Source organism: uncultured Campylobacter sp. (assembly GCF_938030785.1).
Taxonomy (GTDB): Bacteria; Campylobacterota; Campylobacteria; order Campylobacterales; family Campylobacteraceae; genus Campylobacter_B.
Genome location: NZ_CALHIK010000004.1, coordinates 20993 through 46018, shown reverse-complemented (window position 1 = coordinate 46018; position 25026 = coordinate 20993). Strand labels below are relative to the sequence as shown.

The following is a 25026-nucleotide window of genomic DNA, read 5'->3' as shown; positions in this document are numbered from 1 at the left end:
ATTTTGTAAAATTTTATGAAACCTGCCCGCAGCCGCTCGCGCTTTTTTGATAAATTTTAAAATTTCATTTTGTGAAATTTGCCTATCCGCCGTGCGGCAAAATTTCAGCTAAAGCTTGCGTCCGTTCTTTCCCGCGATGATAAATCTTAGCGCGCTTAGTTTGATAAATCCGTCGCCGTCTTTTTGATTGAAGACCCTATCCTCTTCAAACGTCACAAAATCGGTATTAAACAAGCTATCGCTCTTACTCTCCCTGCCCAGCACGGTCACGTTGCCCTTATAAAGCTCTAGCTTAACCTTACCGTTTACGTGCTCTTGGGATTTGTTTATCAGCTCTTGAAGCAGCAAGCGCTCCGGGCTGAACCAAAAGCCGTTGTAGATAAGCTCGGCGTAGCGCGGCATTAGATCGTCTTTTAGATGCGCCGCGCCGCGATCTAGCGTGATGCTCTCGATCGCGCGGTGAGCCTTTAGCATGATCGTGCCGCCCGGAGTTTCGTAGCAGCCGCGACTCTTCATGCCTACGTAGCGATTTTCTACTAGATCTAGCCTGCCGATGCCGTTTTTAGCGCCGAGCTCGTTAAGCGCGGCTAGCATCTCGTGCGGCTTAAGCGCCTTGCCGTTTAGCTTTACGGGATCGCCGTGTTTGTATTCGATCTCGATGATCTCGCTCTTATCTGGCGCATTTTTAGGGCTCACGGTCCATCGCCACATATCCTCCTCAGGCGCATGAGCGGGATCTTCCAGCACCAAACCCTCGTAGGAGATATGAAGGATGTTAGCATCCATTGAATACGGCGATTTGCCTGGCTTTGAGGCGATGTCGATGCCGTTTTTCTTAGCATAAGCAAGCAGCTTCTCGCGAGAGTTCAGATCCCACAGCCTCCATGGCGCAATCACCTTAATATCGGGATTTAGCGCGTATGCGCCAAGCTCAAAGCGAACTTGGTCGTTGCCCTTGCCGGTCGCGCCGTGGCTTACAGCGTCCGCACCGGTTTTTTTCGCAATTTCGACTAGCTTTTTGGCGATCAGCGGGCGCGCGATCGACGTGCCCAAAAGATACTCGCCCTCATAAACTGCGTTTGCGCGAAACATCGGAAATACGTAATCTCGCACAAATTCCTCGCGCAGATCCTCTACGAAGATATTTTCCTTTTTGATGCCTAGTTTCACGGCTTTGTTTTTGATCGGCTCTAAATCCTCGTTCTGACCGATATCTGCAGTAAACGTCACCACATCGCAGCCGTAAGTATCGCCGAGCCACTTTAAAATAATGCTAGTATCAAGTCCGCCGGAATACGCTAAAACGACCTTTTTTACATCTTTTGCCATCTCAAATCCTTTACGTAAAATTTGGCGAAATTCTACCAATAAATAGTTTAATAGTTGCTTTTAAGGCAAATATCGCTAAACTCACGCCTATGAGAATCGATAAATTTTTAAACGCAGTAAATATCACTAAGCGGCGCGCCATCAGCGAAGATATGTGCAAAAGCGGCGTCGTAGCCGTAAACGGCATCGTAGCAAAGCCCGCCAAAGAGCTTAAAGTCGGCGACATAATCACAATAAGCTTTTTAGATAGAAAACAAAGCTTTAAAGTCCTAGCCTTTCCTAGCGCGAAAAATACGCCCAAAAGCGAGCAGGCAAAGTATGCCCAAGAGCTTTGAACTCGTCTGCGGCGAGGATGAAATTTCACGTCTCGTGCAAGCTCTGCCAAAAAGCGGCATAATCTTGCTGATCGGCGATCTTGCCAGCGGCAAAACAACGCTTGCGCGCGCGATCGTGCGAGCGCACGGATCGGATGAAAACGTAAGCTCGCCAACATTTTCAATTATGCAAAATTACGGCCAAATTTATCATTACGACATCTACAACGGCGGCTGCGAGGGGATTTTAAAAAACGGATTATTTGAAAATTTATTTGAAGAGGGGCTTCATCTGATCGAATGGGCGGATGAAAATTTGATAAATTTACTTAAAAAATACGAACTTGATTTTTGCGTAGTGAGGATCACGCCGCACGCGCAAGGGCGAAAATACGAGGTAAGCTATGCATAAACTGGAAGTCAGAGGTCTTAAAAAAACCATAAAAGGCACGCCGATCATCAAGGGCATCTCGCTGGAGCTTTACAACGGCGAGATCGTAGGGCTGCTGGGACCCAACGGAGCGGGCAAAACCACGACGTTTTATATGATCTGCGGGCTTATAAGCGCTAGCGGCGGCGATATATTGCTCGATGAGCGCAGCATCGCAAAGGTTCCGCTTCACAAGCGCGCCAAGCTCGGCATAGGCTATCTGCCGCAGGAAAGCAGCGTTTTTAAGGAGCTCAGCGTTGAGGAAAATTTAATGCTCGCCGCGGAGATCACCTACAAAAACAAGGCCGAAGCATCGCAAAAGGTCGATGAGATGTTAAATTTGCTCAACATCGAGCCGATCCGCCAACGCAAAGGCGTGAGTCTAAGCGGCGGCGAGCGCAGACGCTGTGAGATCGCGCGAAGCCTAATGATAACGCCTAAATTTCTGCTTTTGGACGAGCCGTTCGCGGGCGTCGATCCGATCGCGGTTAGCGACATCCAAAGCATCGTGCGAGACCTAAAAAAGCTCGGTATCGGCGTGCTCATCACCGATCACAACGTCCGCGAGACGCTTGCGATCTGCGACCGCGCCTACGTCATCAAAGACGGCGAGCTGTTCGCAGGCGGCACCGCAAAAGAGATAGCCAGCGATCCAAATGTGCGCAAATTCTACCTCGGCGAGGATTTTATAATCTAAATTTATCGCCGACGGCTCGCCGCAGGTTTTAAATTTACGTAAATTTTAAATTTAACGAGCGACTAAATTTAGATTTTACATTTAACGCGATTTTACGCGTGGCAAGCCGCGGCAGCGCTGCATTTTAACGACATTTTATCATTCATCAAATCAATGACGTTTTATCATTTATCAAACTCCTGCGATCCAATTATCGCGGTACTTTAACCATTTCCGCACCTTTAAAATTTGAAATTCCGCACATCCACCTGCTTTATCGCATGGCGCCTCCGGTTATTTTATCGGTCTTATCGCGCTTATTGCGTCGCCTTGAGCTATTATGTCGCCTTTTATTCGACGCTCTCACACTATAAATTGAACAGATAAAAGTATAAATTTACGCCGCCCTTAAATTAAAATCGTAAAATTTAACATATAATTTTACATATAATTATGTATTTAATTTTACAAAACTTAGAGCAAATTCCGAAATTTCGTTCTAAAATTTACCGACTCGTTTAACTAAAATTGCACTTTTATTTGCTCTGCGGGTTTAAATTTCGCTCATCTTAAAGCTTGCCGCGGAGTTTAAAATTTTAACCGGACGCCCAGCGCTTTCGGTTTAAATTTTAAAATTCTTAAAATTTTGGCGAGATCAAGGAGAGATTATGAAAAAAGTTCTACTTTCGTGCGCCTTAGTGGGCGCGCTTTTCGGCTTGGAGCTCGATGGATTCAGTGCGCCCGAGGGCTCGCTAATCACCGAGGACGCTTTTTACATCGCAAATCGCGGCAAAAACGAAGATTCGCTAGGCAGGAGCGGCTTTATAAGCAGGATCGTAAAAAATTCCAATGTCGTTGAGACCAATTTTATAGACGATCTGGTAAATCCCGGCGGGATGGCGCAGATCGGCGACGTGCTCTACGTGTGCGATCTGGATGCGATCAGAGGCTTTAGCAAAGGCCAGGAGGTTTTCAATCTAAAAATCGAGGGAGCGCAGGCCTTAAACGACGTCGTAGCGCTCGGTAGCGAGGTTTTGCTCGCAAGCGATAATGCGCGCAGCGTGATTTACAGCATAAATTTAAACGCAAAAAGCTACGATGAGTTCGCACGCATCGACCCATCGCTCGGCAATGCGGGCGCGCTTCTGCTCAAAGGTGACAAGCTTCTGATCACTACCTTCGATCTTAGCGGAAAGGTTCCTGGGCGCGTGCTAAGCATGGATCTAAAATCTCGCGAAATTTCGATCTTTGCCGATATGAAGGGGGTTTTCTACGGCATAGCGCGTGGAAAAAACGGCGAAATTTTAGTTAGCGACTGGGGTGAGGATCTTTTAAGCGGCAAAATTTGGCGTATCGATTCAAATGGACAGATACGCAAAATAAACCTCGGCGCGATGCAAAGACCTGCGGACATCTCAAGCGACGGCAAGGTCTTATTAATCCCAAAATCGCTAGAAAACAAAGTCGAGCTGATAAATTTGCCCTGAATAAGCCGCTTTTTTGCTCCGCCGCTTACGCGGCGGTACCCGCTAGAGAACCGAAGCTAGTTTCTGCGGTGCCAAAACTAATCGCCCTTTTTCGCGCGCACTCAAGAGCCAAATACGCCCAAAAGCCGCGCGTGCCGTCTTGCGACACGCAAATGCCGAGCCTACCGCAAAATTTGCAAATCCATCCGCTCTACTTTTAAATTTCCTCGCCTTAAATTCCATCGCTATAAATTCACTCGCCGCAGATATTTTCGCAGGCCGAGCGGCGCTAAATTTCAGCGCGGGATTTGACGCCGAGGCGTGCTTTTAACATACCTCGTCGTATCTGCGCGCGACCGAATTCTATGCGGCGGCACGATCTTGGCTCCTGCGCGCTGTCGCTGTACGGGCGCGCGGAGCTTACCATTCTACGCAGCACCTATGTTTAGGCTGCTTCGGGGCGTCCGCGCGTAGAACCTATTTCTCTGTGCGCCCCTCCCAGACGGCGGGGGCGTCAAGCTCTACGTATGAGTTTAAAATTTCATACGGCTCGTAGCTAAATTTATACGCTAGGCTCGGGCACTGCTTCACCGCGTAGCCCAGATAGATCCATCGTAGCCCCAGATCTTGGGCAAACTCGATCTGTTTTAAAAGCGAAAATTTACCCAGACTTAGATGCGGCAGATACGGATCGTAGTAGCAATACACCGAGCTGATGCCGTCATCCACGATATCGATGAGATCGACGCAGATAAGTCGCCCGTCCTCGCCGTAGTAAGAGATTTCTTTGCCGAAGTCGCCGTGGCCCTGGACGTAAATTTCGTCATATCGCTCAAAATCGATCTCTTGCACAGGCCAGCCCTTTTTTAGATGCATGTAGTCGTGATAAAGTGCGAAAAGCTCCAAACGCGCATCGTTTAAAAGCGGGCGAGATTGCCATACATAGGCGGTCGTGCGATTATTTTTATAGACGCGGCGGTGCGATCTGCTAAATTTAAAATTTAAAGCATCGACGCGCAGGCTTTTACACTCCGCGCAGGCTGCGCAAACGGGCTTTTGAAAATACCTGCCGAAGCGGCGGTAGCCGTGCTGCACTAAGTTTGAATTATACTCGAAGTCGCAGTCTTTTATGTAGAGATACTCGCTGCGTGCGGCTCTGCCGCCTAGATAGGGGCAGGCAAAATCCAGCGTACAAAATGGAATTTCAGTCATTCAGCTTTTTGATATTTGCCGCGTCTACGTATTTTAAAAACTCGTCTTTGAGGCGCTTTTCGCGTGCGGCGATGCTTTCTTTGGCTATGTCAAATTCCTCCGCGGTGCCCCCTAGACCGCTTTCGCTTTGCAAGCTCAAATCATCATCTTTAAAAATATCTTTAAACTCGTCGCGATTTGGATTAGGTTTTTTGGGCTTTTTGGGCGCGGAACTTGCCGTCTTGTCCTTAAGCATATCCTTTTTTATATCTTTTAAACTATCTAAAAAATCCATGCTCTTTCCTAAATCCGCGCAGATTTGCGCATCGCAGCGATGATAGCTGCGATCGCTTCGTTTTTATTCGGCTGCATATCATCGATAGTGTTTTCTAAAATTTTGTCTAAATTTTTCTCGACGTAGCTCGTGTCGAAAAAGCCGAGTCGGAATTCGCGCGATTTGCTGATGCTGAGTAAAAACGGAATGATGGTGCGCACTCCCTCGATACGAAATTCCTTCAGCGCGCGCTCTAGTTTATTAACAGCTAGGTCGTAGTCGGTGGTTTTGATGATTAGCTTGGCTAGAAGAGAGTCGTAAAACGGCGGAATTTTATAACCTTTGTAGATGTGGCTATCGACGCGCACGGAAGGACCGAGTGCTGGATAATAGTCGCTGACAGTACCGGGAACCGGGGTGAAATTTTTCCAGACGTTTTCGGAGGTGATACGCGCTTCGATCGCGTAGCCGTGCGGCTTGATATCGCTTTGCTCAAGCTCTAAAATTTCGCCGTTTGCGATGCGGATCTGGCGTACGACGAGATCGACGCCCGTGACCTCCTCAGTGATGCCGTGCTCGACCTGGATACGGGTATTCATCTCCATAAAATAGAAGTTATTGTAGTCATCGAGCAAAAATTCTACCGTGCCGACATTGGTGTAATTCACCGCTTTTGCCGCAGCGACTGCAGTCGTACCCATAGTTTTACGTAGATGCTCGCTTATCGAGGGACACGGCGCAATCTCGATGATCTTTTGGTGGCGGCGCTGGATCGAGCAATCGCGCTCGCAAAGATGGATAATGTTTCCATAATTGTCGCCGATGATCTGAAACTCGATATGGCGCGGCTTGACGACGAGCTTTTCCATAAAAATTTCATCGTTGTTAAAAAAGGTCTTCGCCTCCCTCGTGCACGAGTCGTAGGCGCTCTGCATATCCTTCTCGTCCCACACCTCGCGGATACCGCGTCCGCCGCCGCCGCCGCTAGCCTTTAAAATTACGGGATAGCCGATCTCGCGCGCATATTTTTTGATCGTATCCATGCTCTCGTGATTTAGCTTTTCGGTGCCGGGCACGATCGGGATGCCGTTCTTGCGCATCAGATAGCGAGCGATGTTTTTATTGCCCATTTTGCGGATAACGTCGGGTTTTGGACCGATGAAAATAATGCCCGCGTCTTCGACCTCTCTTGCAAAGTCGTAATTCTCGCTCAAAAAGCCGTATCCAGGATGTATCGCATCGGCACCGCACTCTTTGGCGACTTCTACGATCTTTTTGGCATCCAGATAGCCTTTTAGCGCATCGGTACTGACCTCGTAGGCCTCATCGGCGATTTTTACGTGTAAGCAATCGACGTCGGGTTTGGTGTAGATCGCGACGCTTCCGATATGCAGATCTCTGCAGGCTCTAATGATCCTAACCGCGATCTCGCCGCGATTAGCGATAAGAATTTTACGTATCATAAATAATTGCCTCTTTTAAAGAAATACCGCGGTAATAATAGTATAAAAAATTTTATAGCAAGTTGAAATTCATAAAAGGCGGTTGAAATTCCGAATAAAATTTAAAGAAGATTTATGGTGCCCGAGGTCGGAATCGAACCGACACGAGGTCGCCCCCGCCAGATTTTGAGTCTGGTGCGTCTACCAATTTCACCACTCGGGCATTTAAAAAGTTATGATTGTATAAATTTAAAAGAGAAAAGCCCCGAAGACGGGGCTTAGAGCAAGAAAATTATTTTTTCTTCTTGCCTTTTGCAGCTGCAACAGCCTCTTTTAGCTGTTTGCCAACTTTAAATTTTACTACTTTAGTAGCAGGAGATTTGTAGGTTCTGTTTGTACCAGGAACTTTACCCTCGCGAGCTGCACGCTCTGCGATGCCGAAAGATCCAAAGCCGATGAAGCTTATGTCATCACCTTTTACCAAAAGCTCTTTGATAGCCTCAAGTGCAGAATCAACTACCTTAACGGTATCTTTTTTAGAAAGACCTGCCTTCTCGGCAACTACTTGGATAAAATCAGCTTTTTTCATGCTAATCCTTTAAAATAAAGTGGTTTCGGCGGTATTCTACAATAGTTTCGCAAAAAATACAATAGTTTTTTAAGAAAAAAACGCAAAAATCGGCAAAATTTAGCCGAATTTAGCCCAAATTCGTCAATTTTTCAGATTTTGCTTCTTTAAATTTCAAAATTCCGCCATATTTTTGGGGCTGATTTTTGAAATTTCGCCCGGTTTTGAAAAATTTTAAAATTTCTCCTCTCCGCGCCTCATTTTTGTAAAATTTCGCCTAAATTTGCCGCTTTAAAATATATAAACTATATTTTGTTATAATCCGCGCAAAATTTCAAAGGTTTTTTTATGACTAAAATTTTAATGATAGAGGACGATTTAGAACTCGCCGAAATTTTAAACGAATATCTGCAGCAATACGATATTGAAGTAACCGTCGCGGACGATCCGTTTTTGGGACTTTCTAAGCTAAATTTAGAAAATTTCAACCTCGTGATTTTAGACCTCACGCTTCCTGGAATGGACGGGCTTGAGGTCTGTAAAGAGATCCGCAAAAACACCGATATACCGATCATAATCTCAAGCGCCCGCCACGATCTGACCGATAAGATCAACGCTTTTGACTTCGGCGCGGACGATTATCTGCCAAAGCCCTATAATCCGCAAGAGCTTTTGGCGCGCATCAAACGCCACATCGAGCGCTACGACATAAACTCGCTCCAGCGCGCCGCAAAGCCAAAAAAAGACCTCGAGGTGGACGATTTCCGCCACGTCATCAGCTTCAAAGGACAGCCGCTATCGCTCACCATCGCCGAATACGACGTGCTTTCGTATCTCATCAAAAAGGAAGGCGGCGCGATCACCCGCGAGGAGCTCATCTACAACTGCAGCTCCATAAGCGAGGAATCCTCGAGCAAGAGCATCGACGTCATCATTGGCCGCATCCGCCTAAAGCTTGGCGAAACGTCCAAGGCGCCCAGCTACATCCACGCCATCCGCGGCGTAGGATATAAGCTGATACAATGAGCGGACTTGCGCCGGACAGGCGATGCGATGAAATTCCGATGCTCGCAGTTTTAAAGCTTTAAATTTAATTGGTTTTGGTGCGGCGAAATTTAAAGCTCAAATTCCGCACGCTTTTACTATTAAAATTTAAGGCGCCGCAATTGAAGTGTTAAAATTTTACGATAAAATTTTATAGTTATAAATTTGGCACGCGATTTTAAATGGGCGTGGAATTTTATCGTTGTAAATTTCGGCAAAATTCGGCGCTGCGGGCAATGACGAGCTGTAAAAAACCGAGCTGAGAGCGGCGAAAGGGCGAAATTTTAAAATTTAAAGCAGCGCGGATGTTAAAATTTAAAAGCGCCACGCTTTGCGATAAAATTTTAAAATTTAACGCGCCGCACCTTTAAGACGCGCCGCAAATTTAAAGCCGGGTAAGCCGCAAGCCGCTCCGCGTGCCAAAGCAAAGCAAGCCCGCGGCTTCAAAGCTTTAAAATTTTAAAAATTTAAGGATCATATAAATTTAATGAAAGTAAGATCGTCGATTTTTTATACCATCACGTTCATCTTTGCACTCGCTGCTGTGGGCGTTTCGCTCGCCCTACTCTGGCTCATCGGCTACGATCAGCAAAACTATACCCGCGAGCTAAACTCCAAGTACTCCATCGTCGCGCGCGCAAACCTATATCAGATGAGCAAGCTCATCAGCGATGTCGAATACGAACGGCAGGTCGCAAATTTCGAGTTTTCGACCATCCGCGATGAAGCCAAGCGCGATGAGATCATCAAAGGCGCCGAAATTTTAGATAGCATCTCCGCAGACATCGGCTCTGCTGATATCCTGCTTTTTAAACGTAAGCACTATCTAAAAATCACTCACGCTGGCGAGACGCGGCTTTTAAACGACAAGGATTATCAGCCCTATCGCTACGATATTTTCAAAGCGATCTACGGCGTCATTTTGGCGATCATCCTGCTTGCGTATATCTTCATCATCCGCAAAATTCGCCCCCTTCGCAAGCTCAAACGCCAGATCGATAAATTTGCTAAAGGTAATCTTCAGATCAAGGACGTAAGTGCAGGAAACGACGAAATTTCCGAGGTTTCGCACGCATTTTACGAGGCGGTCACGCAGATAAAGAAGCTCAACGAATCGCGCCATCTGTTTTTGCGAAACATAATGCATGAGCTCAAAACCCCCATCACAAAGGGTCGTATCGCCGTCGAGATGATCGAGCGCGGCAAAAATCAGGAGCGCCTCATCTCGGTCTTTGAGCGGCTGGAGAGCCTAATCAACGAATTTGCGGCGGTCGAGCGCGCGACTGCGGGCACGGCGCTAATCGAACGCGGAATTTTTCCCATGGATGAAATTTTAAAAGAGGCGCTCGGCATCGCGATGATCGAGCCCGGCTGCGTCACGCTGCAAAATCCGCTAGGCCTGAGCTTAAACGTCGATCTGAAGCTCTTTTGCGTCGCAGTGAAAAATTTAATCGACAACGCCGTAAAATACGCCGCAGACGGTAAAATTTTAATCCGCCTAAACGCAGAAACGATGGACTTCATAACGCTCGGCGAGCCGCTACAGAAGGATTTTAGCTACTACAAAGAGGTCTTTGTAAAGGGCACGAACGCCAAGCAAAGCTTCGGCCTGGGGCTCTACATCGTCGATAATATCGCCAAGGCGCACGGGCTAAAATTCCTCTACCGCAGGGAGGATGAGTTAAACGTATTTTATTTTGAGGGGATCGAAAATATAGCGACGTTATGAAATTTAAGCACATTTTTTATATTATTGCGCCAAAAATTCGAAACGAGAAGATGCGAAATTTCATATTTTTAGCGCTATTTTTAACCGCGACATTATTTTTTCTGCCTCGCGGCGCACAAGCCGAGAGCTTTATCACCGACGAGGAGTACGGCGCGATGCTGTATAAAAACCCCCGCGGCGTGGGCTGCGATAAGTGCCACGGCGAAAAGGGCGAGGGCTCGCTGATCGTAAAGTATAAAGAATTTAACCGCACCTCGGGCGCCTACTACGAGCGCGCCCTAAACGCGCCGCCGATTAACAATCTCTCGCTTCAGGAGCTCGCCGACGGGATCAGCAGCTCGCGCGACGTGATGCCCAGCTACTTCCTGACGCAAAACGAGATCATCATCATCTACAAATATATAAAATCGATAAATCAACCCAAAAAGAAGGAGAAAAAATGAATAATCACGACGAATTTTTAGCAGCACAAAAACTTATCCCAGGAGGCGTCGATTCGCCGGTGCGAGCATTCGGTAACGTTGGCAGCGAGCCTTTTATGGTAGATCGCGGCGAGGGCTCGTACATCTACGATGTCGAGGGTAAAAAATATCTCGACTTCGTGCAGAGCTGGGGTCCGCTCATCTTCGGTCACGCCGACGCGGACATTGAGCGCGCCGTCGTGCAGACCGCCAAAAAAGGGCTAAGCTTCGGCGCATCTAGCCCGCTTGAGACGCAGCTTGCTTCGCTCGTGCTAAAAAATTTCGATTTCCTAGACAAGATCCGCTTTACCAGCAGCGGCACGGAAGCCACGATGAGCGCGATCCGCCTCGCGCGCGCCTTTAGCGGACGGGATAAAATTTTAAAATTTGAGGGTTGCTACCACGGCCACAGCGACAGCCTGCTCGTCAAAGCGGGCAGCGGCGCAAGCACCTTCGGTAACGCAAGCAGCGCGGGCGTGCCTGGGGATATCGCAAAAAATACCTACCTAGCCAGATACAACGACATACAAAGCGTAAAGGACATCCTAGCGCAAAACGACATCGGCACGATCATCATCGAGCCGATCGCGGGAAATATGGGCCTAGTACCCGCTGATCCTAAATTTTTAACCGAGCTCCGCGCGCTGTGCGATGAGAAAAAGATGGTGCTGATAATCGACGAGGTAATGAGCGGCTTTCGCGCGAGCGAGCTAGGCAGCTACGGCATTTACGGCGTCCGCGGCGATCTGGTGACCTTCGGCAAGGTCATCGGCGGCGGTATGAGCGTAGCGGCGTTTGCGGGCAAGCGCGAAATCATGGATATGATAAGCCCGCTAGGAGCGGTGTATCAAGCAGGCACGCTAAGCGGAAACCCCGTCGCAATGGCCGCAGGTATCGCCAGCCTAAGTAAAATTTACGCTAGCGGCGGCCTTTACGAAAGACTCGGTGAGCTAGCACACAGGCTTACGGACGGGCTTTGCGCCATAGCACGGCGCCGCGGCATCGCGCTGCAAACCGCCTGCGTAGGCTCGATGTTCGGCTACTTTTTTGCAGACGAAGAGGTGCGCGACTACGACGGCGCCCTGCGGGCAGACACCGCGCGCTTTGCGAAATTCCACGGCGAAATGATTAAGCGCGGCGTATTTTTGGCGCCTAGTCAGTTTGAGACGGGCTTTATCTGCTCCACGATGAACGAAGCGCAGATCGACTTTGCGCTAAACGCCGCAGATGAAGCGATGGCGGCGCTTTGAGGGCTGCATTTTAAATTTAATCGGATTTTAGATGAGAGTAACGAAAAATTTAAACAAAATCGTAAAGGGCGCCTGTGACATCAGCCTAGGCATCTCAATCGTCGTAGCGATCGGCATCGGAGTAGCGATCGGACTTGGGCTGCGGCACCTCACGGGCTCGCTGCTTCTGCTCTGGCTTGGCATCGCCATCGGCATCGCGGCGGCATTCTTGAACGTTTACCGTGCGTGCAAGGCGCTAAATTCGAGCCTAAAAGAGCTCGAGGACGATCCGAGATACAAGGCGGATCCGAAAAATTTTGACGACGACGATGAATGGGATGAGCGGGATTGAATAGGCGGTTTTTGCTCATATACTGCACGCTAAACGCGGCGTTTGCCCTGCTTGGGCTAGCGCTTTGCGGCGGCGGATTTTTGGGCGCGGGCTCTTTCGTCGTGCGGGCGCTTGCGTGGCTTCTTAGCTTGGAAGCGGGATTTTTGGGCGCATTCGGCGCGGTATATTTTTCATTTCGCGCTTACCGCAACAAAATAGAAGATGAGCTAAGAGCCGGTAAATACGATGAATTTTTATGGCGAAGTCCTAAAAATTCCGCAGGTTTCATAAGCGGTAAAACTTCCGCCAGCGATACGAATGCCGCAAGCTTTGGCGGCGAAAACCGAGGCGACGTAAGCGACGGCGATGAAATTTCATACGGCAAAATTTGCGGCGGTGAAATTTTAAAGAGCGAAAGCTTTAGGGGCGTAAATTCAGGCGCTGAAATTTCAAACGCGCAAAATTCCGAAGGCGCCGTAAATTTCACAAGCGGCGAGACCAGCACCGAAAACGGCGATAGTTGCGCTCTGTACGACGAAACCGCCGCCGAGCGTACCGCAAGCTCCGCCGATATAAATTTTACTCGCAGCTCAAATTTAGACGCCGAGCGCAGCAGAACCGCTGCTACCAAGCGCGACTTAAATTCTACCGAAGGCAACCGCAACGAAATCTCCGCTTGCAACGCGACCGCTTTGGGACACGTCGCCGATAAATTTAATATGAAAGATTGCGCGACTTGCGGCAACTCACACGGCGGCATAAACGACGAAGCTAGCGATAGTTCGCAAGACGGCATAGGCGAGCGTTACGACGACTTAAAAAGCGAAGCGAGCGGCGACGGCTTAGATAGCGGCGAGCGGAGCGACGGCACAGATAGCGGCAATCGTGGCGGCGATGTAGATAGCGAACCGGACGACGGTACGAGCGATTTTGGGGGTGGGATTGGCGACGCGCACGACGGATCAAATGATGATTTCGACGGCGCGGACGATTTTGAGGGCGAGCTTGAGCGGAGCGAGGTTCGGAGTAATTTTGCGGGGGCGTTTTTCTCTCCGTTTAAAATTCTATCCTACGCGGCGCTCGTAGCGGCGATCTATCTGCTTGCCAAGCTGTCCTTGCTAAACCCGCTAGCGATTATCTTGGGCGTTACGATCATTCCTCTAGGTACGATGATTGCTGCTTTCGGCGGCAAAGACGCGCGCTAAAAGCTCAAACGGCGCGAGCAGAACACTTTAAATTTTAAAATTTAGCTTGGGCGGGATTGAGCGCAGTCAGACGCAGGATAAAAATCTCACTACGATGCCCGCCATCGCGAGCCACACCACGGATACCGCACGTTTCGGCACGTACCCGGGCGGGCTAAATTTATAAAATTTGCGCTGCGCATCTTTAGACTTCTGCGTAAATTTAAATCGCTCATTGCAAGCCGTAGAAATTTTACCGGCATTTCTCGCGTAATTCTAAAACTAAATTTAACCGCCGCGAATTGCAATTCAGCGCGAAATCCTTATCTATATTTAATTAAATTTTAGCTACCATTACGCAAAATTTGAGGAAAAATTATGAATTATGATACCTTGAAAAAAATCTTTTTTCGATTTGATCCAGAAACCGCTCACAAGATCGCAGAATTCGGACTTCGCGCGCTCTATGCGACTCCGGGCGGACTTGAAGCTTTGGCAAAATTCGGCGTTTATAAAGATGAAATTTTAACTCAAAATATATGGAATCTCAGCTTTGATAATCCCGTAGGTATCGCGGGAGGCTTTGACAAAAACGCCACGATGATCGCGCCGCTGGCTGCTCTTGGCTTCGGACACATCGATTTTGGCACCTTTACGCCGCGCCCTCAAAGCGGCAACGAAAAGCCGCGACTTTTTCGCCTCGTTAGCGAGCAGAGCATCCAAAACGCGATGGGCTTTAACAACGAAGGCGCCGATGTTATCGAGCATCGCGTGCGAAAAATTTATCCTTTTAAAATCCCGATCGCCGCAAATATCGGCAAAAACAAAGCTACCCCGAACGAGGATGCGCTGAGCGATTATGAGGTCTTGGCGCGTAAATTTGACGGGCTGTGCGATTTTTTCATCATCAACGTAAGCTCGCCGAACACCCCAAATCTGCGCGCTTTGCAAGAAAACAGCTTCATAAGCGAGCTCATCGGAGCGATGAAAAAGATCACGAACAGGCCGCTCGTCTTAAAGCTGGCGCCCGATATGAGCGCGGATCAGGCGATCGCGCTGTGCGAGTGCGCGGTGCAAAGCGGCGCAAGCGGCATCATCATAAACAACACCAGCGTTGATTATTCGCTAAGCCCCAATGCTAGGGACTTTGGCGGTCTAAGCGGTAGGCTGATCACCGAAAAATCGCGCGAGCTTTTCGCACAGGTCGCTCGCGAGCTCTTCGGCCGCACGATCCTAATCAGCTGCGGCGGCATAGACAGCGCGCAGGAGGCCTACGAGCGCATCAAATCAGGCGCGAGCCTGGTTCAAATTTTTACCGCCTTTATCTTCAAAGGCCCGTTCGTCGCAAAATCGATCAACGAGGGGCTAGCAGAGCTTTTGCGCGCGGACGGCTTTAATAACATAAGCGAGGCGGTCGGGGCGAATTTAAAAGATCGCGCGGGCGAAGGATACGGCATCAGAGGCGATCAGGCCGAAAATCGCGGCGACGGCTCGGATTTGCGCGCTTACGAAAGCAAAGAGGCGGATAAAATTTCAAGCGCACCCGAAGGCGAGGAAACGAGTGAAATTTCAAACGCACCCGAAAGCAGGGATGCGGACGAAATTTTAAACGACGGCAAAAGCGAGATATCGAATGCCCAAGCTGATGAAATTCCCGCTGCTAAAACAGATGAAATTCCAACCGCTCAAACAAACTCAAGCTCCGAAGCAGACGAAAATTCTAGCGCTTCGGCAAATTTAAATGCTTTGATAAACACAGATACTGCGACGGATCAAAGATCAATCGAGCAAAGCGGTGCGGAGAGCGGAAATTCGGAGATTAAAAGCTCAAAACGAAGCAGCGCAAAAAGCGAAAATTTAGAAGCTAAAAGCGCAAAGCAAGGCAGCACCGATGAGAAACAGGATAAAATTTCAAAAAGAGCTTCCAAAAGCGGTGCGGATCAAAAACAAAGTCAAATTTCAAAAAGCGGCATAACCTCCAAACGCGGTAAAATTTCAAAGGACGCTACGCAAAAAGACGCCGTACAAAAAGATACTGCGAAAGATAACGACGCTTCGCAGAAAGATGGCGCGCAGAATACTGCGCAGTATGATGACGCTTCGCAGAAAGATGGCGCGCAGAATACTGCGCAGCAAAAGGGCGCTGCAGCTAAAAACCTCTCGCAAAGCGGCGCAAAGAGCGAGAATTTAGAGGCCAAAAACGCGAAACAAAGCAGCGCGGCAAGCAAAACCACCAAAACCAAAACTGCGCCAAAAAATATAACCGCAACTAAAGCCGCGCCAAAAAACGACATAGAAAGTAAAAATTCTAAAACTAAAGCCGCGTCAAAAAATAGTGCGGAAAGCAAAAGCTTAAAAGCCAAAAACGCAAAGCAAAGCGGCGCAAAAACTAAAAATGCCGAGGCTAAAGAGATCAAAGAGCTTAAAGAGGCTAAAAAAGCGAGCGGTGCCCAAGACGCGGAGCAAAACTCAAGCAAAAAACGAAAGGCGAAAAAAGATTAATGTTTCCGAAATTTAAGAAAATCACGCTGCAAAACGGACTTCAAATTTATCACATCCCGATGAATAAAGGCAGCGGCGTCATCAGCGTGGACGTGTTTTACAACGTCGGCTCGCGCGACGAGACGATGGGCAAAAGCGGCATCGCGCACATGCTGGAGCATCTAAATTTTAAATCCACGAAAAATCGCAAGGCGGGCGAGTTTGACGCGATCGTAAAGGGATTTGGCGGCGTAAACAACGCAAGCACGGGCTTTGATTACACGCACTACTTCATTAAGTGTGCGAGCTCAAATTTAGAGGTCTGCTTGGATCTTTACGCCGACATAATGCAAAACTTGAGCCTCAAAGACAAAGAATTTCAGCCCGAGCGCAAGGTCGTGCTCGAGGAGCGGCTGTGGCGCACCGATAACGATCCGTTCGGATATCTATTTTTCAGGCTCTACAACGCCGCGTTTTTGTACCACCCGTACCACTGGACGCCGATCGGCTTTCGCAAGGATATCGAAAACTGGAGCATCAAAGATATCAAGGAATTTCACGCTAAATTTTATCAGCCTCAAAACGCCGTACTGCTGATCACTGGCGACATCGGCGAAAAGGCGGCGTTTGATGCGGCCAAAAAACACTTCGCGCCCGTAAAAAACAAAAGCGAAATTCCGCGCCTTCACTGCACCGAGCCCGCGCAAGACGGCGAAAAGCTTAGCGTTATTTATAAAAACAGCGAGGCGCAGATCGTGGCCGTCGCCTTTAAAATTCCGCCGTTTAACCATCCTGACGCCGCGGCGATTAAAGCGATGGATATATATCTTAGCGGCGGCAAGAGCTCGCTTTTACAGCGCGTGCTGGTCGATGAGAAAAAGCTCGCCAATCAGATCAACATCTACGATATGAGCGCCAAGGACGAGAATTTATTTATAGTCTTTGCCGTTTGCAACCAAGGCGTAAGCGGCGAGGCGCTGAGGGATGAAATTTTAGCGCTGATCGAAAAAGCCAAAAAAGCAAAAATAAGCGACGACGATATGCTAAAGATCAAAAACACCCTAAGTAGCGATCTGATCTACTCTCTCGACAGCGCTAGCAAGGTAGCGCAGATGTACGGCAGCTACATCGTCCGCGGCGATCTGGACGCGCTATTTAGGCTGGAGCGCGAGATCAAAAGCCTAGATAAAAACGCGGTTAAAAAAGCGATGAAGACCTATCTAAGCCTTAAAAATTCCACGAGCATTATCTTACGAAAGGAAAACGATGAATAAAAATGTCATAATCGGCTCTATGACGGCGCTGATCACGCCTTTTAAAGAGGGCAAATTGGACGAGCAGACCTACGCCAAGCTCATCAAAAGACAGATCGCAAACGGCATAAGCGCGGTCGTACCCGTCGGTACCACGGGCGAGAGCGCGACGCTGACGCACGACGAGCACCGCGTCTGTATCGAGATCGCCGTAGATGCGTGCAAGGGCACGGACGTTAAGGTGTTAGCGGGCGCGGGCAGTAATGCAACTCACGAAGCGATCGGACTCGCGCAGTTTGCACAGGCTCACGGCGCGGACGGAATTTTATCCGTAGCGCCCTACTACAACAAACCCACCCAAAAGGGGCTGTATCTGCACTACAAAGCGATCGCGAGCTCGGTAGATCTGCCGGTGCTGCTATATAACGTCCCGGGTCGCACCGGCTGCGACATCGCCGCAGATACGATCATCAAGCTTTTTAACGACTGCGAGAACATCTACGGCGTCAAAGAAGCAAGCGGCAGCATCGATAAATGCGTCGATCTACTCGCGCACGAGCCGCGCCTTAGCGTGCTTAGCGGCGAAGATGCGATCAACTATCCGATACTAAGCAACGGCGGCAAGGGAGTGATCTCGGTTACGGCAAATTTACTGCCCGATTACACGGCGAAGCTTACGAAATTTGCGCTGCAAAATGAGTTTTTAAAAGCCAAGCAGATCAACGACGATCTCTACGCGATCAATAAAATTTTATTCTGCGAGAGCAATCCGATCCCGATCAAAGCGGCGATGTATATTGCAGGCCTAACGCCGAGTTTAGAGTACCGCTTGCCGCTTTGCGAGCCGAGCACGGAAAACCTCAAAAAAATAGAAAACGTAATGAAACAATACGCTATCAAAGGATTTTAATTGACGAACGAATTTAAAGGAAAAACGCTAGTTATCAGCGGCGGCACGAGAGGCATAGGCAGGGCGATAGTTTTGGAATTCGCAGCTGCGGGAGCAAATATCGCTTTTACGTATAATTCCAACGAGGAGCTAGCGACTTCGCAAGCAGCCGATCTTGAGAAGGCTTACGGCATCAAGGCACGCGCTTATGCGCTCAATATCTTAGAGCCCGAGACCTACAAGGAGCTCTTTGCCAAGATCGACGAGGATTTTGCGCGAGTGGATTTTTTCATCTCAAACGCCATCATCTCGGGTCGCGCGGTCGCGGGCGGATACACTAAATTTATGAGGCTAAAGCCGCGCGGTATCAACAATATCTTTACCGCGACCGTAAATGCCTTCGTCGTGGGCGCACAAGAAGCCGCAAAGCGCATGGAGGCGGTAGGCGGCGGCTCGATCATATCGCTTAGCTCCACGGGAAATTTAGTCTATATCGAAAACTACGCGGGTCACGGCACGGCGAAAGCCGCAGTTGAGGCGATGGCACGCTACGCCGCGACCGAGCTCGGCGAAAAAAACATCCGCGTAAACGTAGTAAGCGGCGGACCGATCGAGACGGACGCGCTGCGGGCCTTTACGAACTACGAGGAGGTGCGCGATAAAACCGCCGAGCTTAGCCCGCTAGGACGTATGGGGCAGCCGGAGGATTTGGCGGGAGCATGTTTATTTCTATGCTCGAGCAAGGCTAGCTGGGTGACGGGGCACACCTTCATCGTCGATGGCGGAACAACCTTTAAATAATGCTAAATTTACCCAATATTTTAGCGAGCTTTCGCGTTGCGCTGGCGCCGCTGTTTTTCTGGCTGATCTTACTAGCCGGTCATGCGGACGGCGGCGGCATGGTGGGCTCGGTGCACGTAAGCTGGATCGATTATTTTGCCGCGCTAGTCTTTGTAATCGCCTCCGTTACGGACTTTTTCGACGGATACATCGCGCGCTCTTGGAACCAAAAAACGAGGCTCGGCGCTATCATCGATCCGCTCGCCGATAAGATGCTGACGCTTGCGGGCTTTTTGGGGCTTATGTTTATCGGGCGCGCCAGTCCGTGGGCGATCTATCTGATCCTAATCCGCGAGTTTTTCATCACTGGCCTTCGCGTGGCGATGGCGGGCGACGGCGTAGAGGTCGCCGCGTCGATGGCGGGCAAGGTGAAGACGGTCTTTCAGATGATCGCTATCGGCTGGCTAACGATGCAGTGGCCCTACGCAAACGCCCTACTCTGGATCGCGGTCGCACTGACGCTATATTCGGGCTTTGAATATATTTTGGCCTACGCGCGAGCAAAGCATTGAACTAGGTTGTATAATTATGTTTAAATTTAAACTTTATTTTATTAGTAAAATGGCTGCTACTTAATCTTTATAATTTTAAACGAGGTATGAAATATGACTGATGATTTAAAAAGACGGTATGAAAAGTTAGTAAAATTTTTAGGCGAAGTTCTTGGTCAGAACTATGAAATAGTTCTGCATGATATAAATCAAAAGGGCTCAAGCGTAGTAGCCATCGAAAACTCTCATATCAGCGGGCGTAGTATAAACTCCCCGCTAACGGGTTTTGCTTTGGATCTCATCCAATCAAAAAAGTACCTAGAATGCGATTATATAACCAATTATAAGGCAAAAACTAGTTCAAATTTAAAGATCAACGGCTCGACCTTTTTTATAAAAAATGGACAAAATATTGAAGGAATGCTATGTATAAACTATGACGGAAGTAAATTTGAAAAACTTTCAAACGATCTTTTAAAGCTTGCAAATTTAACTGCGCAAGACGCCAAAACAAGCGCCCAAGACGCAATAGAGCAACTTAGCGAAAATATAGAAGAGATTATAGAGGATATACTGAAAAGGCATGATCTAAACGCGAGCGATCCAAAGCCTAAAAATAGGGCTAAATGCATTAAGAAGCTTTATGAAAACGGAATTTTCAACGTCAAGGGATCGATACCCAAAGTAGCCAAATATCTAAATATCTCAGAACCGAGCGTTTATCGTTATCTGCAAAAAAACCAAAACGACTAACATTATTGTATAAAATTTTTTTACCAACATGCTTAATCGTTGCTTTTATTAAATTGTATCTAAATTTAATAATTTTTTATCAAATTATTTTAAATTTGAGAAAAAAGGCGACTATATTTGAATTAACCCTAAATCTTTAATAAAATATAATAAATTTCTCTTAGTTATCTTCAAATTTCAATAAAAATTTATCTTATATCTTGTAAAATTCTTTATAAATAATAAAATTTTATTGCATAGGAGGAGCTTTATGAGCAAATATCCAAAGGCTATAGGTCCTTATAGCGCTTATAGGGTCTGTGGAGATCTGATATTTATTTCAGGTCAACTACCAATCAACCCTACCGATGGCAAGCTTGTAGATGGCATAGAAGCCCAAACGAAAAGATCGCTTGAAAATATAAGTGCCGTATTGAGCGAGCTCGGGCTTGGCTTTGAAAATATCGTAAAAACAACTGTATTCTTATCGAATATTGGAAATTTTGCCAAAATGAATGAAATTTACGGAGGCTATTTTAAGGAGCCGTACCCCGCAAGAAGCGCCTTTGCGGTCAAAGACTTACCAAAGGACGCTATGGTAGAGATAGAAGTAATCGCCAAAAAATAAGGTTGATTTAGCTCGTTACCATACGCGCCATGGGTACTATGGCATAGGTTTCGGGTTAAATTCGTTACGTTTATGTTTAATTTTAAACAAATATTATAACAAGGACAAAACAATGTTAGGACTAATCATAGCCTTGGCTATCATAGCATTCTTAGTTTTTATGCTTTATAAGAAGGTCAACGCACACGCAGCCTTACTTATAAGCGGTCTTTTACTACTGGCTCTAGCAGCTATTTTTGGTATAGGAGATATTATAGAGTCTAAAAAGAGTTTAAATTTTGCATTTTTTGATCTGTTTGAAGTGATAAATCAAAAAATGTCCTCTACTCTTGCGGGACTCGGCCTTACCCTCATGTGTATAGCAGGATTTTCTGCATATATGGATCATGTAGGAGCTAGTTACTCGCTTTTTAAGGTATTTGAAAAGCCGCTTCAAAAGGTCAAAAACCCATATATGCTACTAGTCGTTTCCTATTTTGTAGTGCAAATCATCGTCCTTTTTATCCCATCTCATGCAGGGCTTGCACTACTTTTAATGGTTACGCTATATCCTATTTTAATTAGAACCGGAGTTAGTAAGCTCTCGGCACTTTCGGTAATAGGCTCTTGTCAGTTTATCGATCACGGTCCCGGAAGCGGAAACGTAATATATGCTTCAAAAGTAGCAGGCATTGATCCTGCGGTTTATTTCGTAAGCCATCAACTTCCTACGACCATTCCTATCATCATAGCCGTTGCGATTACTGTATATTTTTCGCAAAGATATTTTGATAAAAAAGAAGGCTTCGTATTTGATGCCGTTGCGGTGGAGGATGATCTCAAAGAAGCCGGAGAAAAAGAGATCAAAAAGCCGCCTCTTATTTATGCTATACTTCCCATAATTCCGATAGTTCTAATACTTGGCTTTAGTAAAATTTTCGGCAGCTCTATTAAAATGAATGTGCCGGTAGCTATGCTGATTTCGACTGTGGTCGCCATTTTATTTGAGTGTGTCAGATATAAAAGTCTCATAGAAACGGCAAATTCATTGATGATATTTTTTAAAGGAATGGGTCATCTTTTCGTAATCACCGTTTCGCTCATCGTCTGCGGTCAGGTTTTTGCAAGCGGTCTTTTAGCAGTCGGCTTTGTCGATACTTTGATAAATTTTGCAAAAGACGCAGGGGTCGGTGTATTTGCTATCATCGTTTTTGTCTCTTTCCTTCTTGCAATAAGTGCATTTTTGATGGGTTCGGGAAATGCAGCATTTTTTAGCTTTGCTGGACTAATTCCGGATATCGCCAAATCATTTAATGTCGAGACAATCTCTATTATCCTACCGGTTCAAATAATGACGGGCTTCGGTAGATGTATGTCACCTATCGCACCCGCTATCATCGCAGTTGCTACAATAGCTAAGGTTAGCCCATTTGCCGTAGTTAAAAGAACGGCACTTCCGATGATAATCGCCGGGCTTACGAATTTAATAATGACATTTATATATCTATAAGGAGAATTTTATGCAACTGGATACCAAATTAACACACCTTGGAAGAGGCGATGACAACCTAAATGTTCGTCCTGTCAATGCTCCCGTAATGAGGGCTTCTACGATTTTATTTAAAAATCACGACGCTTGGCAGGCGACGAGAAAAGCTCGTGAAACACAGCGAGTCTTAAGCTACGGCGCGAGAGGAACCTGCACTAATTTTGAGCTCGAAAAGCTTCTTTGCGAGCTTGAGGGTGGATACAGAGCCCAGCTTTTCCCTACCGGACTTGCCTCTTTGGCGATGGTTTTGTTAAATTACGCAAGTGCGGGAGCTCATTTTATAATAACTGACGCCATATACGGGCCCGTTCGTGCGATATGCGAGAAATTTTTAAAAAATGTGGACATACAGGTAGATTTCATCAAGGCCGATGCAAGCGACGTGGAATCAAAGATAAGACCGAATACCAAATTAATACTCTGCGAGAGTCCAGGCTCTATTCTTTACGAAATCATCGATCTACCAAAGCTTTGCGAGATAGCCCACACGCATAATATCCCCGTAGCCATAGACAGCACTTATAGCTCGGGCTATTTGCTACACCCAATAAAACTTGGAGTGGATATCGTGGTAATTGCTGCAACAAAGTATCTAAGCGGTCATAGTGACGTAACAATGGGCGCCGTAATAATTAATGAAAAAGAGTGGAAAAATTTCGACAAGCTTCCTGAAATTTTTGGCTTTACGGCAAGTCCCGACGATGCTTATCTAGTCTTAAGAGGCATCAGAACTCTTGGCGTAAGGTTAAGAGAGCATGAAAAATCTGCCAAAAAGATAGTAGAATTTTTGCAAAGCAGGAAAGAGATAAAAACGATATTTTATCCTACCTTAAAAACACATCCTAATCACGATGTTTTTATACGCGATCATCTAGGTGCAAATGGAATGATAACGATAGAGTTTAATGATGGTATAAGTAAAGAAAGTGCGATAAAATTTGTAGACGATCTTGAGCTTTTTTCTATCGGAGCCTCTTGGGGTGGATATGAGAGTTTGGCTACTGTTACAGTTCCTCCTAGAACGGCGAGCGACTGGAGCAAAAGAGGACCGTTTGTTAGATTTCATATTGGACTTGAGGACGTTGGTGATCTCATAGCCGATTTAGCTAGGGCGCTTGATAAAATTTTAAAATAAGAGGGTAGATTTATGCAAAAAGTAAGCGTATTTGATATGCTCATACTTCAGGACTCTTGGAGTACTCCTGATATGAGAGAGGTTTTTTGTGAAGAAAATAGGATTCAAAAATGGCTTGATGTCGAATCTGCACTAGCTAAAGCCCAGGCAAAGCTTGGCATAATTCCCAAAGAAGCAGCCAGGGAGATATCCCAAAAAGCGTTTTATAAATTTATGGATATGAAATTTATCTTTAATGAATCCAAAAAAACAAAACATCCTCTAGTGCCGACCGTTAGGGGGCTTGAAAAAGCTTGTGAAAATGGATTCGGAGAATTCGTGCATTTTGGCGTTACTACTCAAGACATCATTGATACAGGGCTTGTTTTGCAGTTTAAAGAGGGTCTTGGGCTTATCAAAAAAGATCTTAAAGATATAGCAAAAGCCCTTTTAAAACTCACAAAGGATCACAAAAATACCCCTATGATGGGCAGGACACTATCTTTACAAGCTCTTCCCATCACGTTTGGACATAAAAGCGCTATTTGGTTATCGGAGTTAAATAGACATTTTGAGCGAATAGAAGAACTAGAAAAAAGATTATACGTAGGCTTGATAGTCGGGGCAGTAGGGACTAAAGCATCATTAAGCGATAAATGTAATGAAGTAGAAGGGCTGGTCGATAAATCTCTCGGACTGCAAACCCCAGATATATCTTGGCAGCCTGCAAGAGATAGATTTATAGAGCTTGGCTACGTACTTGGCAATATAAATGCAACTTTTAATAAAATCGCTCATCAAATTTTAATTATGTCGCACAATGAGCTTGATGAAGTAGCCGAGCCTTTCGGCAAAGGCCAAGTGGGAAGCTCCACGATGCCGCATAAACGTAATCCGGCTATAAGCGAAAACGCAGTAACCGTAAGCAATACCCTTAAAGCGAATATAGCGATACTTTCGGATATCGAAAGACACGAGCATGAAAGGGACGGCCAAGTATGGAAAATGGAATGGAAGCTGCTACCTGAAATTTTCTTAATGCTCTCGGTGGTTTTAGCCAATATGAAAACCGTCTTATCTGGGCTAGAAGTCAAAAAAGATAAGATGCTTAAAAATTTAAACGCATTAGGCGGCTTCGTTTTGGCAGAAAGAGTGATGTTCGCTCTTGCGGATCGATTCGGCAAGCAACACGCTCACGAGATAGTTTATGAAGCGGCAATGAGGGGCATAGAGGGAGGCCTAAGTTTTAAAGAGGTTTTACTAAAAGATAAAAACGTATCGAAAATCCTCGATAAAAAAGAGATAGAGAGGCTGCTTGATCCGACGACTTATGTCGGCTATGCGCCGCAGCTCGTGGATAATTTTTTGCAAAAAATTAAAAACAGCAAAATTTTAAAGTAGC

General features: G+C 46.8%; 24 protein-coding genes, 1 tRNA gene and 1 pseudogene. 20 read left to right on the top strand and 6 right to left on the bottom strand.

The annotated features are described in order from the left end of the window. Window positions 1-108: 108 nt before the first annotated feature. Entirely contained in the window at window positions 109-1329 is a 1221-nt protein-coding gene (locus Q0438_RS00425) for an argininosuccinate synthase (RefSeq protein WP_299186072.1), read from the bottom strand. Window positions 1330-1418: 89 nt separating this feature from the next. Here Q0438_RS00425 and Q0438_RS00420 point away from each other — a divergent pair, with 89 nt between their 5' ends. From Q0438_RS00420 to Q0438_RS00405, 4 genes are all read left to right on the top strand, one after another. Continuing rightward, window positions 1419-1664, top strand: a complete 246-nt coding sequence (locus Q0438_RS00420; protein ID WP_299186069.1) for an RNA-binding S4 domain-containing protein — start codon at window positions 1419-1421, stop codon at window positions 1662-1664. Then, window positions 1648-2055, top strand: coding sequence for a tRNA (adenosine(37)-N6)-threonylcarbamoyltransferase complex ATPase subunit type 1 TsaE (gene tsaE, locus Q0438_RS00415; protein WP_298021515.1), 408 nt, complete (start codon window positions 1648-1650; stop codon window positions 2053-2055). The genes Q0438_RS00420 and tsaE overlap by 17 nt, the downstream gene beginning before the upstream one ends. Next, window positions 2048-2770, top strand: coding sequence for an LPS export ABC transporter ATP-binding protein (lptB, locus tag Q0438_RS00410; RefSeq protein WP_299186066.1), 723 nt, complete (start codon window positions 2048-2050; stop codon window positions 2768-2770). The genes tsaE and lptB overlap by 8 nt, the downstream gene beginning before the upstream one ends. A gap of 647 nt (window positions 2771-3417) precedes the next feature. After that, the gene (locus tag Q0438_RS00405; RefSeq protein ID WP_299186064.1) at window positions 3418-4236 is read left to right on the top strand and encodes an ATP-binding protein; all 819 of its coding nucleotides are present in this window, start codon (window positions 3418-3420) and stop codon (window positions 4234-4236) included. A gap of 456 nt (window positions 4237-4692) precedes the next feature. On the opposite strand, the gene Q0438_RS00400 is transcribed toward Q0438_RS00405, so the two are convergent. The 5 genes from Q0438_RS00400 to Q0438_RS00380 form a co-directional block, all read right to left on the bottom strand. Further along, window positions 4693-5427: an arginyltransferase gene (locus Q0438_RS00400; protein WP_299186062.1), complete on the bottom strand. Its 735-nt coding sequence runs from the start codon at window positions 5425-5427 to the stop codon at window positions 4693-4695. Next, window positions 5420-5701, bottom strand: coding sequence for a hypothetical protein (locus tag Q0438_RS00395; protein WP_299186059.1), 282 nt, complete (start codon window positions 5699-5701; stop codon window positions 5420-5422). The genes Q0438_RS00400 and Q0438_RS00395 overlap by 8 nt, the downstream gene beginning before the upstream one ends. Before the next feature lie 8 nt (window positions 5702-5709). Further along, the gene (locus Q0438_RS00390) at window positions 5710-7143 is read right to left on the bottom strand and encodes an acetyl-CoA carboxylase subunit A (RefSeq protein ID WP_298098876.1); all 1434 of its coding nucleotides are present in this window, start codon (window positions 7141-7143) and stop codon (window positions 5710-5712) included. Window positions 7144-7258: 115 nt separating this feature from the next. Further along, window positions 7259-7345: transfer RNA gene (locus tag Q0438_RS00385), tRNA-Leu, on the bottom strand. Between the two features lie 69 nt (window positions 7346-7414). After that, on the bottom strand, window positions 7415-7711 hold the full coding sequence (locus tag Q0438_RS00380; protein ID WP_177389243.1) for an HU family DNA-binding protein: 297 nt from the start codon (window positions 7709-7711) through the stop codon (window positions 7415-7417). A gap of 327 nt (window positions 7712-8038) precedes the next feature. Here Q0438_RS00380 and Q0438_RS00375 point away from each other — a divergent pair, with 327 nt between their 5' ends. From Q0438_RS00375 to purB, 16 genes and pseudogenes are all read left to right on the top strand, one after another. Beyond that, a complete protein-coding gene (locus Q0438_RS00375; RefSeq protein ID WP_299186055.1) occupies window positions 8039-8716 on the top strand; it encodes a response regulator transcription factor in 678 nt (225 codons plus the stop codon). Between the two features lie 505 nt (window positions 8717-9221). Beyond that, window positions 9222-10463 carry an ArsS family sensor histidine kinase gene (locus tag Q0438_RS00370; RefSeq protein ID WP_299186052.1) on the top strand — a complete coding sequence of 414 codons (1242 nt, stop codon included), beginning with the start codon at window positions 9222-9224 and terminating at the stop codon, window positions 10461-10463. A 50-nt stretch (window positions 10464-10513) separates the two neighbouring features. Continuing rightward, window positions 10514-10906 carry a cytochrome C oxidase subunit III gene (locus Q0438_RS00365; RefSeq protein ID WP_299186051.1) on the top strand — a complete coding sequence of 131 codons (393 nt, stop codon included), beginning with the start codon at window positions 10514-10516 and terminating at the stop codon, window positions 10904-10906. After that, on the top strand, window positions 10903-12174 hold the full coding sequence (gene hemL, locus Q0438_RS00360) for a glutamate-1-semialdehyde 2,1-aminomutase (protein WP_299186049.1): 1272 nt from the start codon (window positions 10903-10905) through the stop codon (window positions 12172-12174). Before Q0438_RS00365 ends, hemL begins: the two co-directional genes overlap by 4 nt. Window positions 12175-12205: 31 nt before the next feature. Further along, window positions 12206-12505, top strand: coding sequence for an AtpZ/AtpI family protein (locus tag Q0438_RS00355; RefSeq protein WP_299186048.1), 300 nt, complete (start codon window positions 12206-12208; stop codon window positions 12503-12505). 11 nt (window positions 12506-12516) lie between these two features. Beyond that, a complete protein-coding gene (locus Q0438_RS00350; RefSeq protein WP_299186046.1) occupies window positions 12517-13689 on the top strand; it encodes a hypothetical protein in 1173 nt (390 codons plus the stop codon). A 357-nt stretch (window positions 13690-14046) separates the two neighbouring features. Then, window positions 14047-15099, top strand: a pseudogene (locus Q0438_RS00345) (quinone-dependent dihydroorotate dehydrogenase); the annotation flags it as partial. Between the two features lie 1070 nt (window positions 15100-16169). Next, window positions 16170-17423: a pitrilysin family protein gene (locus Q0438_RS00340; RefSeq protein WP_299186044.1), complete on the top strand. Its 1254-nt coding sequence runs from the start codon at window positions 16170-16172 to the stop codon at window positions 17421-17423. After that, window positions 17416-18312: a 4-hydroxy-tetrahydrodipicolinate synthase gene (gene dapA / locus Q0438_RS00335; protein ID WP_299186041.1), complete on the top strand. Its 897-nt coding sequence runs from the start codon at window positions 17416-17418 to the stop codon at window positions 18310-18312. Before Q0438_RS00340 ends, dapA begins: the two co-directional genes overlap by 8 nt. Then, window positions 18313-19092: an enoyl-ACP reductase gene (locus tag Q0438_RS00330; RefSeq protein WP_291937459.1), complete on the top strand. Its 780-nt coding sequence runs from the start codon at window positions 18313-18315 to the stop codon at window positions 19090-19092. It abuts the gene before it with no gap. Further along, complete coding sequence (gene pgsA, locus Q0438_RS00325) at window positions 19089-19643, top strand: CDP-diacylglycerol--glycerol-3-phosphate 3-phosphatidyltransferase (protein ID WP_299186097.1); 555 nt, start codon at window positions 19089-19091, stop codon at window positions 19641-19643. Before Q0438_RS00330 ends, pgsA begins: the two co-directional genes overlap by 4 nt. Window positions 19644-19736: 93 nt before the next feature. After that, complete coding sequence (locus tag Q0438_RS00320) at window positions 19737-20375, top strand: PAS domain-containing protein (RefSeq protein ID WP_299186038.1); 639 nt, start codon at window positions 19737-19739, stop codon at window positions 20373-20375. A gap of 250 nt (window positions 20376-20625) precedes the next feature. Further along, window positions 20626-20982, top strand: a complete 357-nt coding sequence (locus tag Q0438_RS00315; RefSeq protein ID WP_299186036.1) for a Rid family detoxifying hydrolase — start codon at window positions 20626-20628, stop codon at window positions 20980-20982. Window positions 20983-21094: 112 nt separating this feature from the next. After that, window positions 21095-22471, top strand: a complete 1377-nt coding sequence (gene dcuC, locus Q0438_RS00310) for a C4-dicarboxylate transporter DcuC (RefSeq protein WP_299186032.1) — start codon at window positions 21095-21097, stop codon at window positions 22469-22471. Between the two features lie 10 nt (window positions 22472-22481). After that, entirely contained in the window at window positions 22482-23645 is a 1164-nt protein-coding gene (locus tag Q0438_RS00305; protein WP_299186029.1) for a PLP-dependent aspartate aminotransferase family protein, read from the top strand. 12 nt (window positions 23646-23657) lie between these two features. Then, window positions 23658-25025 carry an adenylosuccinate lyase gene (gene purB, locus Q0438_RS00300; protein WP_299186026.1) on the top strand — a complete coding sequence of 456 codons (1368 nt, stop codon included), beginning with the start codon at window positions 23658-23660 and terminating at the stop codon, window positions 25023-25025. The last annotated feature ends 1 nt before the right edge of the window (window position 25026 follow it).